Consider the following 13088-nt stretch of genomic DNA (forward strand, 5'->3'; position numbering starts at 1 on the left):
ACACGGCGCCGCCCCACACGTCGGCGGGCAACACGGGGGCACACCACACACAGGTGGGCACCATGACGGCGCCCAACACCTCGGCGGGCACCACGGCGGCACGCCACACGTCGGTGGACGACACCCCGGCACTCCACCCCCCGTCGAGGGACCACCGCCACCGCCACCGCCACCTCCGCCGCCACCGCCGGACGCGTACCCCGCTCCCCCGCCCTGGGCGTCCGCGTCGGACCCGGCCGTGTACCCGCCGCCTCCCGCCGCGCCGCCGGCGTCCATGCCGCGGTCCGCCGACGGCGGCATGGACGTGCGGCAGCCGGAGGGGGTACCCGCGGACCGGCTGACCTCGGCGCACCGGTCCCTGCTGGAAATGGACGCGCTGCCGGCGTTCCTCGACGGGCACAACACGGAGCGGTCCGTCCCCAAGCGCCGTTCCCTGGGTCGCAGGGAGCGACGGGAGCGCGCCGGCACGGCGGAGATCCGGCGCCTGGTGGACGACCTGACCTGCGCGGTGAACCCCTCGGGGCACCACGAGGACCTCCGTCGCGCGGTCGAGGAACGCCTGGACCGGGTCCACCACGAGGACCTGCTGGACCTGCTGGCCCAGCGCATGCCGTACGCGGCGCAGAACATCGTCCTGTCACGGCTCCCCGGAGCGGTACGCTCGGACGACGCCGCGCACGACCTGCTGCGCCGGCTGCTCGCCAGCGGGTTCGAGGTCGCCCCGGCGCCCGAGGAGGAGTCCCTGCGGCAACTGCACGCGCAGCGGGTCGCCCACATGGTCGGCTGGTTCTTCCACTGGCTCGTCGAGCCGCGCGCCGACGCCCACGCCGACGCGATCGCCCACTATCTGCGGACGGTCGCGTCGGACGCGGAGGACGGTGCCCAGCGGATCCTCCAGGAGCTCCTCGTCTACGCCCGCCACGACCGGATCCCCGAGCTGCCCGGAGCGGCATGGCTGGCGGTCGTGCGCGCGCTGTACGAACGCTGCGGCGAGCCCCGTGCCACGCCCCACGGGTACTGAGGAGGGCGGCCCCGGGCCGGGGTCGGTCAGGGCCGTCCGAGACCGTTCACGAACGCCTTGGTCAGGGCGGTCGGGGCCGTGATGGCGGTGCCCACGACGACGCTCGAGGCGCCCGCCGCGAGGGCCTGGGCGGCCTGCTCCGGGGTGGCGATGCGGCCCTCGGCGATCACCGGGACGGTGAGCGCGGCGGCGAGGTCGGCGACGAGGGCGAGGTCCGGGGCGGTCTGCACCGGCGAGCCCGGCACATAGCCGGAGAGCGTCGTCCCCACGAAGTCGGCGCCCTGCTCGGCGGCCGTACGGCCCTCGTCGAAGGTCGACACGTCGGCCATGACGAGGGCGCCGGCGGCGTGGACGGCCTCGACGAGTTCGGCGAAGGTGCTGCCGTCGGGGCGCGGGCGGGCGGTGGCGTCGGCCGCGACGACCGTGGCGCCGGCGTCCACGAGGGCGAGGGCGTGGCGCACGGTCGGGGTGATGAAGACGCCGCTGTCGCCGTCCTTCCACAGGCCGATCACGGGGAGGGCGACGGCCGCGACGGTGGCCGCGACGACGTCGGGGTCGTTGACGCGGACGGCCGCCGCGCCGCCGGCCTGTGCCGCGAGGGTCATGCGGACCAGGGTGTCGGTGTGCCGCATCGGGTCGCCGGGCGGGGCCTGGCAGGACACGATCAGTCGGCCCTCGAGGGCGTCGGCCAGGGGCGGGGTCATCGTGGGGCTCCGGTGGTGGTGTGGGGGTGGTGCAGGGGCAGGGTGCGGGTCAGCGCGGCCGCGCCGAGGACCGCGGCGTCGGGTCCGCCGCGCGGCGGCACGGGGCGCAACGTGCGCAGGGGGGCCATGAGTTCGGCGGCGAATCCCGCGTTCAGGGCGTCCGTGTACAGCGCGCCGATGCGCGGCACGCCGCCGCCGACGACCACGCGGTCGGCCCCGAGGGTGTTGGCGAGGCCGCCGAGGGCGCGGCCGGTGGCCCGGGCGCCGAGGACGATGGCGGCGGTGGCGTGCGGTTCGCCCTCGGCGGCCCGGGCGGCCACGGTCTCCAGGCGGTCGGCCGGGACTCCGCTCATCCGTGTGTAGTGGGCGGTGATGCCGGGGCCCGCCGCGATGGCCTCCAGGTGCCCGGTGGCGCCGCAGGTGCAGGGCAGTCCGTCGGCCTCGGGGCTGGGCAGGTGTCCGAGGTGTCCGGCGATCCCGGCCGCCCCGTGCAGCATCCGGCCGTCCACGGCGACGGCACCGCCCACGCCGGTGCCGACGGCGGCGTAGATCATGGTGATCCCGGGCCCGTCGGCGTCCCCGTGCGGGCCTGCCAGTTCCGTCGCCGCCGCCGCGCGGACGTCGTTGTCGCAGGCGACCGGCAGGCCGGTGCGCCCGGCGAGGCCGGTGGCCAGGGCGGTGCCGGCCCAGCCCCGGATGGTGTCGGTGGCGCTGGTGACGGTGCCGGTGGCGGGGTCGACGACCCCGGCGGCGGCGACGCCGATGGCCGTGGTACCCGGTGTCCACACCGTCCGGGCGGCCTCGGCGAGCGCGTCGAGCACCGCCTCCGCGCCCTCGGTCGCCGGGGTGGGCAGGGAGTGGCGGGCCAGGACGGTGCCGTCGGCCGCGACGAGGGCGGCGGCGATCTTCGTACCGCCGAGGTCGAGGCCGATCACCGGGCCGGCGTCGTCCGGGTGCGGTGCCGTCATCGGACCGGGAGCAGGCCGGCGCCGCGCAGCCGCTCCTCGACGAGGGCGACCGAGGCGTCGCCCAGCTGGATCTGCGGGGCGGCGGTGGTGCCCTCGGTGAACACCCCGAGCAGCCGCAGGGCGTGCTTGAAGGCGCCGATCGCGGAGGAGTTGCGGCCCATCTCGTTCTCCGGTCCGGCGTCGACCATGCCGAACAGCTCGACGAGCCGCTCCTGTTCCTTGACGGCGCCGTCGAAGTCGCCGCCGCGGACGGCCTCGTAGAGGCGTACGTAACCGGCCGGGTCGACGTTGCCGAGGCCGGGCACGACGCCGTCGGCGCCGGCCAGCAGGGCGGCGTCCACGGTGAGTTCGGAGCCGGTGAGGATGCTGAAGGCGGGGGCGGGGCCGTCGGCACGGCCGTGGCGTCCGCCGAGTGCGACGATGAGCCGGCGCAGGCCGCCCTCGTCGCCGCTGCTGTCCTTGAGGCCGGCCAGTGTGCCGTCCTCGGCGAGTTCGCGCACCAGGGCGGGCGAGAGCTTGCTGTGCACCGAGACGGGGAGGTCGTAGGCGTACAGCGGCAGGCCGGACCGCTCGCGGACGGTGCGGAAGTGGAGGGCGATCTCGCGGGGGTGGGTGCGGGCGTAGAAGGGGGCGGTCGCCACCAGGGCGTCGGCGCCCGCCTTGCGGGCGGCCTCGGCGTGGACGAGGACGCGGGGGGTGGTCATGTCGATGACCCCGGCGAGCACGGGGACGCGGCCGGCGGCGGCCTCGACGACCGTCTCCAGTGCCACGGCGCGCTGCCGTTCGGTGAGGAAGGCGACCTCGCTGCTGGAGCCCAGGGCGAACAGCCCGTGCACTCCCCCGCCGACGAGGTGCTCGACGAGCCGGGTGAGCGAGGCGGTGTCGACCTCTCCGGACGCGTCCAGGGGGGTGCAGACGGGCGGGACGACGCCGCGCAGGGGCTGGGACGAGGACATGGTGTCTCCTGGGGCTTGCGAGTGGTGGTACGGGGTGGACGGGCCGCCCGGCGCCGGGGTTGCCGGCGCCGGGCGGCCCGTGGCCCTACGACGCGGTGACGGTGAACGTCGTGTCGCCGTAGGAGTGCTGCCGGCCGCGGACTTCGTATTCCGCGGTGGCCTTCACACTGCCCGCGGCGGTGTTCGCGGGGACGGTGACGGGGATCTTCATGTTGGCGCCCTGGCCCGGGTTGAGGGCGGGGACGGCCACCTCGGGGGCGCTCCAGCCGGCCGGCAGGGCGAGGGAGACCGTTCCGCCGGGGAGGGTGACGTCGTTCTGGCTGACGACGCGGACGGTGACGGTGGTGGTCTTCCCGGCGGGCAGGGAGGCGGGCGGGGTGACGGTGACCGGCGCGCAGACCCCGCCGAGCCACTGGAGGTCGAAGGAGGAGTAGGTGATGTGGCTGACGCCGCCCCGCTCCCACAGCATGCCCACGCGGGGGTTGGCGCCGGTGCCGTCGCTGAGCTGCGTGAGTGTCGAGTAGGCGGCTCCGCCCGGCTCGACGGTCTTGCGCACGGGCCAGTTCCGTCCGTTGTCGCAGGAGAGCCGGACGGTGAGGTTGCTGCGGCCGCCCGAGTTCGCGGTGTTGCTGAACATCAGCCAGGAGGCCCGCGGATGCGAGGCGGGCACGTCCGGCGCGAAACGCATGACGGAGCCGTTGTTGGCCGGGTCGGGCAGTTCGGTGTCCTGCTGGAACGGGGTGTAGGTGACACCGCCGTCGGTGGAGTAGGCGACGGTGCGGTACGGCTTGGAGCGGTTGTTGAGCATGACGCGGCCGTCGGACAGTTCGACGGTCTTGTTCTCGTCGCCGCCGGGGCCGACGGGGGTGCCCATCCGCCAGGTGGCACCGTGGTCGTCGCTGTAGGCGCTGACCGCGTAGTTGGCGCCGTTGTTGCGGATGGCGTACTGCTGGATGAGCCGGCCCTTGTAGGTGCCGTGCCGCAGCTGGATGCCCTCGCCGGAGGCGGCGAAGATGCCGGCCCAGGCCGGGTTCTTGATCTCGGCGGTGATCCGTTCGTGCTTCCAGGTCACGCCGTCGTCGTCGGAGTAGCTGTAGTCGGCCTGCAGGACGTCCGGGTCGTTCTCGTCGTTGCCGGTGGCCGAGCCGAAGAAGCCCTGGTTCACGGAGGCGGCGTAGAAGACGAAGACGCGGCCGGTCTCCCGGTCGACGAGGAGGCTCGGGTCGCCGAAGCCCTTGGGGGCGGCCTCCTTGCGGATCACCTGCTGGGCCTGCCAGGTGGCACCGCCGTCGGTGCTGCGGCGCAGCACCACGCCCAGGTTGCCGGGCAGGTCGCCGAGGGTGGGGCGGGCGTCGTATGCGGCGAGCAGGGTGCCCTTGGTGGTGCGGGTCAAGGCGGGGATGCGGTAGTACGGGGAGCCCGTGCCGGCGGTGGCGATGTTCTGGGAGACCAGGGTGCCGGGAGCGGGGGCGGCCTGCCGGCCGGCCGTGTGCGCGGCGGGGGTGCCGGCGGCCAGCAGGGCCAGGGTGGCGCCCGCGGTGACGGTGGCCAGGGTGACTCTACGCTGCATGAACGGGCCTCTTCTCGGGTGAGGGGTCAGGCGAGCTGGGGATCGTGCAGGGTGGAGATTCCGGGGTCGTCCAGGGACCGGGTGGCGGTGAACCGCTCCCGGACCCAGGTGAGTTGCTCGCGGCGGTGGTGGCCGCCGCCGCCTTCGTGGCCGTTGAACTCGTAGACCCGCAGGTCCTTGGCGCCGCCGTAGCGGTGGTAGGCGGCGAAGCAGGTGGAGGGCGGGCAGATGTCGTCCATCATGGCGATGGAGAAGAGCGAGGGTGCCGTGGCGCGGGAGGCCAGCAGGGCCGCGTCGACGTAGGACAGGGTGGTGAGGACGGTCTCGGTCCGGTCGCGGTACAGGCTCAGGTACTCGGCGATCTCGGTGTAGGGGGGCGCGCCGGCGATCAGTGCCCCGCGGCGGATGTCGCACAGGAACGGGGTGTCGGGCATGACGCCGGCGAGGCCCGGGACGAGTCCGGCGACCGCGAGCGAGATGCCGCCGCCCTGGCTGTGTCCGGTCACGACGATGCGGTCCGGGTCGACGGCCGGGTGGGCGCGGGCGGCCTCGACGAAGCGCACGGCGTCGGTGTAGACGCGCCGGTAGTAGTGGTTGTCGGGGCTGTCGACGCCCCGGGTCAGGAAGCCGGGGACGTCGCCGTTGAGGGAGACCGTGTCGGGGGTGTCGCCCCCGGCGGTGGACCAGCCCTGGCCGCGGGTGTCCATGATGAAGTGCGCGTAGCCGGCGTTCGCCCAGAGCACCTGCTCGTGCGGCAGGCCGCGGCCGCGTCCGTAGCCGAGGAACTCCACGACGCAGCCGAGCGGTCCGTCCGCCCCGGCGGGCAGGTGCAGCCAGCCCCGGACGGGTTCGCCCGCGAAGCCGGGGACGGTGACGTCGTAGGTGGTGACCTGGGTCAGGCCCGTGTCGACGGGGGTGAAGCGGGGGGCCGCGCCGGTCGCGCGGGCCGTTCGCAGGGTCCGGTCCCAGAACGCGTCGAGGTCGGCGGGTTCGTCGAGGTCGGGCCGGAGGGCGAGGCACTCGGCGAGGGTGAGGTCCGTCAGTGGCATGGAGAGGGCCCCGGTGGGTGAGGCGTGCGCGCGGCGCAGCGCAGCGAATCGGGTCAAGAGCAGACGTCTGATGTCTGTTGTCCTGGGACCCTAGAGATCCGGAAGACGACCGTCAAGTGCCCCCGCCCGCCGGTCCGGCCGGCCGCCGGACGCCGGTACGACACGGCGGAGGCACCCCCGCACCGGGGCTGCCTCCGCCGTGGAAGTGCCTGGTCAGCGCCGGGCCCGCGCCTCCGCGATCCGGTGCCGTACGGGCGCGTAGTGCTCGGTGAGGGCGGCCGCGAACTCGGCGGGGTCGCGGTCGCGCACGGCGTCCACGATGCGCTGGTGGTTGGCGATGGTGGCGGCCTCGTGTTCGTGGGTGAAGACGTCGAGGTGCGGCGCGACGATGACGTAGACGTCCCAGAACGCCGAGGACAGCTGCCCGATGAGGTCGTTGCCGAGAGGGGCGAGGAGCAGCGTGTGGAAGGCCCGGTCCGCTTCGACGAAGCCGTGCCCCTCCCCGGCGCCCGCCCGGCGCATGTCGTCGACGAGCGCGGCCAGGCGGTCGATCTGCTCGCCGCTGAGGGACTCCACGAGCCGCTCCGCCATGCCGCGCTCGAACAGTTCGCGCACCTCGATGAGGTCGCTCATCACCTGGAAGTCGTCGTCGGGGCTGAGCAGACCGCGGAAGGCCAGGCTCTCCACCAGGGCGGACAGGCTCAGCCGGCCGACATAGGTGCCGTGGCCGTGCCGCACCTCGACGATGTCGAGCGCGGTGAGGATCCGGATGGCCTCCCGCACGCTGGAACGGCTGGCGCCGAGCGCCTCGCACAGGGCGGGCTCGGTCGGCAGCGGATCCCCCGGGCGCAGCTCATTGCGGAGAATGTACGACTTGATCCCGTCGACGACCTCCTGCCGCAGCGGTTGTCGTGCCGCTCTGGGCTCCGGTGCAGCACCCCGAATCGCCCTTTGTCCCACCGCCACCTCTTGACCCCTCTCCCTTGCCCGACTACGTTCCCACGCTATCAAGCATCAGACATCAGACGTCTGATGCATCCTGAACGAGATACGTTCGCGCCAGCCCCTTCGTAAAGAACCAGCCATTCCGCTTCCTCGCCCGTCAGACTCCCCGCCAGGAGGGTTCCTTGTCACCGCGCAGCGCAGCCGGCGTCGACCGCCGCACCTTCATGAGATACACCAGTGCCATCGGTGTGGCGACCGCGATCACCGCGGGCCTGTCCGCCTGCGGCGGCCCGAGCAGCACCGGTGACGACTCCGGCGGTTCCGGCGGCGGCACCGACACCATCGAAGCCGGGCTCTCGTACCCGCTGTCCACGGGCTTCGACCCCATGATCACCTCCGGCGCGACCCCGTTCGCCGCCAACATGCACATCTTCGAGGGACTGGTGGACCTCGACCCGGCCACGCTCGTCGCCCGGCCGACGCTGGCCACCGAGATGCCGAAGAAGATCAACGCGACCACCTACCGGGCCACGCTCCGCAAGGATGCCACCTTCCACGACGGCTCCCCGGTCACCGCCGAGGACGTGGTCTTCAGCTTCGAGCGGGTCCTCGACCCGAAGAACGCCTCGCTGATGGCGCAGTTCGTGCCCTTCATCGACCAGGTGACGGCGGTCGACACCTCGACGGTCGAGTTCAGGCTGAAGCACCCCTTCGCGCTCTTCCCGTCGCGGATAGCCGTGGTGCGGATCGTGCCGAAGAAGATCGCCGGCGCCGACGCCAAGGCCTTCGACGCCAAGCCGGTCGGCTCGGGCCCGTACCGCTTCGTCTCGGCGGTCCGCGAGGACAAGATCGTGATGGAGGCGTACGACAAGTACAACGGGCCGCACCCGGCCAAGGCCAAGAAGATGGTCTGGTACCTGATGTCCGACCCGTCGGCCCGGGTCAGCGCGCTCAAGTCCGGCCGCGTCCAGGCCATCGAGGACGTGCCCTACATCGACGTCAAGGGCTTCACGGGCCAGGACAAGGTGGAGTCCGTCCAGTCCTTCGGCCTGCTCTTCCTGATGTTCAACTGCAAGGACAAGCGCTTCGCGGACAAGCGGGTGCGCCAGGCGCTGCACTACGCGCTGGACACCGAGAAGATCATCTCCACGGCTCTGCTGGGCAACGCCGAGCCGGCCACCGGGTACGTCCAGGCCACGCACCCCGACTACCGCAAGGCCGCCACCGTGTACGGCCACGACCTCGCCAAGGCCAAGAAGCTGCTCGACGAGGCGGGCGTCGGCAAGCTCTCCTTCACCCTCCTGGTCACGGACACCGGCTGGGTCAAGGACATCGCGCCGCTGATCAAGGAGAGCTGGGCGGCGGCCGGTATCGACGCCGAGCTGGACATCGCCCAGTCCCCCGCCCAGTACGCCAAGGTCGACAAGGGCGACTTCGAGGTGCTGGCCGCGCCCGGCGACCCGTCGGTCTTCGGCAACGACGCCGACCTGCTGCTGCGCTGGTTCTACTACGGCTTCTGGCCGGAGAAGCGGTACGGCTGGACCGGCACCCCCGCCTACAAGCAGGTCAAGTCCCTCCTGGACAAGGCCGCTTCGGAGGCCGACGCCGAGCGGCGCAAGGAGCTGTGGGGCCAGGTCACCGACCTCGTCTCCGACGAGGCGGCCCTCTACCCGGTGCTGCACCGCAAGCTGCCCACCGCCTGGCGGGACGGAGCGCTGCAGGGCTTCAAGCCACTGCCCACGACCGGTCTGTCCTTCGTCGACGTCGGCCGCGCCTGAGCCCCACCCGCACAGGTCGCCGGTCCGCCGCCGCGCCACGGGGGCGGCGGCGGACCGGCCACAACCCCTAGGAACCTCACGATGGTTGCATTCCTCCGGCTCGCGCTGCGCCGCGTCGCGATGATGCCGGTGATGGTGCTCGGCATCGCGCTGCTGGTCTTCGTGGTGCTGCAGTTCTCACCGGTCGACCCCGCGTACAACGCGCTCGGGGACAGCGCGAGCCCCGAGGCGCGTGCCGCGTTCGCCGAGGCGCACGGTCTCAACGACCCGCTGCCGGTGCGCTACTTCGCCTTCCTGACCGATCTGGTCCAGGGAGACCTCGGGGTCACCGTGCCCCCCAGCCAGCCCGTCGCCGACCGGATCGCCACCGCGTTCCCGCTCACCCTTCAGCTGACGCTGCTCGGTCTCACGCTGGCCGTCGTGCTGGCCCTGGTCCTCGGCGTCACCAGCGCCATGTACCGGGACCGCTGGCCCGACCAGGTCTTCCGCGTGCTGTCCATGGCCGGCATCGCCCTGCCCTCGTTCTGGCTCGGTGTGCTGCTCATCCAGCAGTTCGCGCTGAACATGCCGCTGTTCCCGACAGGCGGTTACGTCAATCCGGCCGACTCCTTCGGCGGCTGGCTGGAGAGCATGACCCTGCCCGCGGTCGCCCTCGCCCTGCCCGTCGCCTCCTCGCTGGCCCGGCTGATCCGCACCGCGATGGTCGCCGAACTCGACCGGGACTACGTGCGCACCGCCCGGGGCAGCGGCCTGCCGCCGTTCCTGATCATCCGGTCGGTGCTGCGCAACGCCCTGGTCACCCCGCTGACCGTGCTCGGCGTCAAGGTCGGCTACATGCTCAGCGGCGCCGTCGTCATCGAGGCGATCTTCGACCTGCCCGGCATGGGCAAGCTGATCCTCGAAGGCGTCAACGGGGGCGACGTCGGGCTGGTCCAGGGCACGGTGCTCACCATCGCCATCGCGTTCCTCGTGGTCAACGTCGTCGTCGACCTGCTCTACCTGCTCGTCAACCCGCGCATCAGGACGGTGTGATGTTCGCCCCACGCTCCCTCGCCGAGCGGCTGAAGCCCGGCACCCGCCTGCGCCGCCTGCCCGTGCCCTCCCGGATCGCCCTCGGGATCCTCCTCGTCGTGGTGCTGGGAGCGGTCTTCGCGCCGCTGCTCACCCAGGACCCGCTCACCACCGGCACGCCCGCCCTGCCGCCGAGCTCCGAGCACTGGTTCGGCACCGACCGGGCGGGCCGCGACGTGTTCGCGCGGGTCGTCCACGGCGCCCGCTACTCCCTCGTCATCGGCCTCGGCGCGACCCTGCTCGCGCTGGTCATCGGCTCGGTGCTCGGCGCCCTCGCGGCCACCTCGCGCAAGTTCGCCGACGAGTCGGTGATGCGCACGCTCGACGTCGTGATGTCGTTCCCGCCGATCGCGCTGGCCGCCGTGCTGGTCGCCGTGTTCGGTCCCAGCGTCCCGGTCATCATCTTCACCATCGCCTTCGTCTACTCGCCCTCGCTCGCCCGTGTCGTACGGGCCAACGTGCTGGAGCAGTACGGCGAGGACTACGTCGCCGCCGAGCAGGTCATCGGCGCCCGCCGCCACTACATCGTGGCCCGGCACGTCGCCCTCAACTGCGCCGCTCCGGTGCTGGTGTTCGCGACCGTGATGGTGGCCGATTCCATCATCTTCGAGGCGAGCCTGTCCTTCATCGGCGCCGGTGTGCAGGACCCCGACCCCAGCTGGGGCAGCGTGCTGGCGTACGGCCGGCAGATCCTGCTCTCGGGCGGCTGGTGGGCGACCCTCTTCCCCGGTCTGTGCCTGCTGATCACGGTGCTCGCGCTGAACGTCCTGTCCGAGGGCATGACGGACGCCGCCGCCTCCCCGGACAAGGCCCGCGCCGACGGCGGCGACCCCGCCGTGAAGACCGCCGCCGAGGCCGCGCCGGCCGCCGACCGCGCCGACGTGGACGCCGCGCTCACCCGTCTCGCCACCCGCCTGGAGGCCATGGAGCCCGCGGTGCCGCCGCTGGCCGAGGACGCCCCCGACCTGCTCGTCGTCCGCGACCTGGCGATCCGCTTCCCCGACCGCTACGGCGACATCCGCGTCGTCGACGGCATCTCCTTCACCGTCCGCGAGGGCGAGACCCTGGGCCTGGTCGGCGAGTCCGGCTGCGGCAAGTCCATCACCAGCCTCGCGATCATGGGCCTGCTGGCCCGCAACGCCGAGGCCGCGGGCGAGATCCTCTACCGGGGCCGCGACCTGCTGAAACTGTCGCCGAAGGAGCGCCGGGCGCTCATGGGCCCGGAGATCGCGATGGTCTACCAGGACGCCATGTCGTCGCTGAACCCGTCGGTGCTGATCGGCACCCAGCTCAAGCGGCTCACCTCCCGGGGCGGCACCCGCACCCCGTCCGAACTGCTCGAACTGGTCGGCCTCTCCCCCGAGCGCACCCTGCGCAGCTACCCGCACGAGCTCTCCGGCGGCCAGCGCCAGCGCGTGCTCATCGCGATGGCGCTCTCCCGCAGCCCGCGGCTGCTCATCGCCGACGAGCCGACGACCGCGCTCGACGTGACCGTGCAGGCCCAGGTCGTCGAACTGCTGGTGAAGCTGCGCGACGAGCTCGGCTTCGCCATGGTCCTGGTCTCGCACGACCTGGCCCTGGTCGGCGACCTCGCCCACCGGGTCGCGGTGATGTACGCCGGCCAGGTCGCCGAGGCCGGCGACACCCGGGCCCTGCTGACGGACCCGGCGCACCACTACAGCCGGGGCCTGCTCGGCTCCGTCGTCTCGCTGGAGGCGGGCGCGCGGCGGCTGCACCAGATCCGCGGTGTGGTGCCGGCGCCCAAGGCGTTCGGCGCCGGCTGCCGGTTCGCCTCCCGCTGCGCCGCCGCGACCGAGCTGTGCGCCACCACCCCGCCGCCCGCCGCCGACCGCGACGGCGCGCCGGACCACCTGTTCGCCTGCCACCACCCGGCGCCCGTGCGCCCGTCGGCGAAGTCGCTGGAGGGTGCCCGATGACCGCCCCGAAGGACACCACGATGGACCAGCCGGCCACCACGAAGGACCCCCTGGACCGTACGGCGGGCTCCCCGGCCACCGCGGCGGACCCGCTCGTCCGGCTCGACCGCATCCACGTCCGGCACAAGGCGCGCAGCGGCGGCATCCTGCGCCGGGACGCGGTGCACGCCCTGACCGACGCCTCGCTGGAGGTCCGGCGCGGCGAGATCCTCGGCCTGGTCGGCGAGTCGGGGTGCGGAAAGTCCACCCTGGCCCGCGTGGTCACCGGGCTCCAGCGGCCGACCGAGGGCCGGGTGTACTTCAAGGGCCAGGACCTGTGGGAGATGCCGGCCGCGGAACGCCGCACCCGCTTCGGGGCCAGTGTCGGCGTGGTCTTCCAGGACCCGTCCACCGCCCTCAACCCGCGCCTGCCCGTACGGCGGATCCTGCGCGACCCGCTGGACGTGCACGGCCGCGGCACCCGGGCGGAGCGCGAGCAGCGCGTCGAGGAGCTGCTGGACCTTGTCGGCCTGCCCGGGCACACCCTGGGGGCGCTGCCCGGCCAGCTCTCCGGCGGCCAGCGCCAGCGGGTGGCGATCGCCCGCGCGCTGGCCCTGGAGCCGGAGCTGATCGTCGCCGACGAGCCGACCAGCGCCCTGGACGTGTCGGTGCGCGCGCAGATCCTCAACCTCCTGGTCGACCTGCGCTCCCGGCTCGGTCTCGGCATGGTCTTCATCTCCCACGACGTGCAGACCGTGCGTTACCTGGCCGACCGCATCGCGGTGCTGTACCTGGGCCGGGTGGTGGAGGAGGGCCGGGCCGCCCAGGTCTCCGGGGACTCCCGCCACCCGTACACCGAGGCGCTGCTGTCGGCCACGCCCAGCCTGCTGGAGCGTCCCGAGCGGATCGTGCTGCACGGCCCGGTGCCCTCGGCGACCAACCCGCCCTCCGGCTGCCCGTTCCGCACCCGCTGCTGGAAGGCGGACGACGCGTGCGCCACCGCGTTCCCGGCCGCCTCCGAGGGCCCGGACGGACACCGCTGGCACTGCGTGCACCCGCAGGAGGGAGCGGTGCCGGCCGCCGTCTGACCTGCCGGTACGCGGGTCCGGG

At 73.3% G+C, this 13088-nt stretch carries 11 protein-coding genes; 5 read left to right on the forward strand and 6 right to left on the reverse strand.

Annotation, left to right across the window (positions count from 1 at the left end):
• The first annotated feature begins 274 nt into the window (after window positions 1-274).
• Window positions 275-1021, forward strand: a complete 747-nt coding sequence (locus tag ACZ434_RS09080) for a hypothetical protein (RefSeq protein ID WP_468453420.1) — start codon at window positions 275-277, stop codon at window positions 1019-1021.
• Window positions 1022-1047: 26 nt separating this feature from the next.
• Here ACZ434_RS09080 and ACZ434_RS09085 read toward each other — a convergent pair whose 3' ends face one another.
• From ACZ434_RS09085 to ACZ434_RS09110, 6 genes are all read right to left on the reverse strand, one after another.
• On the reverse strand, window positions 1048-1725 hold the full coding sequence (locus ACZ434_RS09085) for an N-acetylmannosamine-6-phosphate 2-epimerase (RefSeq protein WP_468453422.1): 678 nt from the start codon (window positions 1723-1725) through the stop codon (window positions 1048-1050).
• Complete coding sequence (locus ACZ434_RS09090; RefSeq protein WP_468453424.1) at window positions 1722-2693, reverse strand: ROK family protein; 972 nt, start codon at window positions 2691-2693, stop codon at window positions 1722-1724. The genes ACZ434_RS09085 and ACZ434_RS09090 overlap by 4 nt, the downstream gene beginning before the upstream one ends.
• The gene (locus ACZ434_RS09095) at window positions 2690-3649 is read right to left on the reverse strand and encodes a dihydrodipicolinate synthase family protein (RefSeq protein ID WP_468453426.1); all 960 of its coding nucleotides are present in this window, start codon (window positions 3647-3649) and stop codon (window positions 2690-2692) included. The genes ACZ434_RS09090 and ACZ434_RS09095 overlap by 4 nt, the downstream gene beginning before the upstream one ends.
• Window positions 3650-3734: 85 nt before the next feature.
• Entirely contained in the window at window positions 3735-5219 is a 1485-nt protein-coding gene (locus tag ACZ434_RS09100) for an exo-alpha-sialidase (protein ID WP_468453428.1), read from the reverse strand.
• 26 nt (window positions 5220-5245) lie between these two features.
• Entirely contained in the window at window positions 5246-6268 is a 1023-nt protein-coding gene (locus ACZ434_RS09105) for an acetylxylan esterase (protein WP_468453703.1), read from the reverse strand.
• A gap of 213 nt (window positions 6269-6481) precedes the next feature.
• On the reverse strand, window positions 6482-7234 hold the full coding sequence (locus ACZ434_RS09110; protein WP_468453430.1) for a FadR/GntR family transcriptional regulator: 753 nt from the start codon (window positions 7232-7234) through the stop codon (window positions 6482-6484).
• 203 nt (window positions 7235-7437) lie between these two features.
• On the opposite strand from ACZ434_RS09110, the gene ACZ434_RS09115 reads away from it, so the two are divergent.
• The 4 genes from ACZ434_RS09115 to ACZ434_RS09130 all read left to right on the forward strand — a co-directional run bounded on the left by ACZ434_RS09115 (window position 7438) and on the right by ACZ434_RS09130 (window position 13066).
• A complete protein-coding gene (locus ACZ434_RS09115; RefSeq protein WP_468453705.1) occupies window positions 7438-8991 on the forward strand; it encodes an ABC transporter substrate-binding protein in 1554 nt (517 codons plus the stop codon).
• 81 nt (window positions 8992-9072) lie between these two features.
• Complete coding sequence (locus tag ACZ434_RS09120) at window positions 9073-10023, forward strand: ABC transporter permease (protein WP_468453432.1); 951 nt, start codon at window positions 9073-9075, stop codon at window positions 10021-10023.
• The gene (locus tag ACZ434_RS09125) at window positions 10023-11999 is read left to right on the forward strand and encodes a dipeptide/oligopeptide/nickel ABC transporter permease/ATP-binding protein (protein ID WP_468453434.1); all 1977 of its coding nucleotides are present in this window, start codon (window positions 10023-10025) and stop codon (window positions 11997-11999) included. Before ACZ434_RS09120 ends, ACZ434_RS09125 begins: the two co-directional genes overlap by 1 nt.
• Complete coding sequence (locus ACZ434_RS09130) at window positions 11996-13066, forward strand: ABC transporter ATP-binding protein (protein ID WP_468453436.1); 1071 nt, start codon at window positions 11996-11998, stop codon at window positions 13064-13066. The genes ACZ434_RS09125 and ACZ434_RS09130 overlap by 4 nt, the downstream gene beginning before the upstream one ends.
• Window positions 13067-13088 lie beyond the last annotated feature (22 nt).

The organism is Streptomyces sp. NPDC030893, from assembly GCF_055571535.1.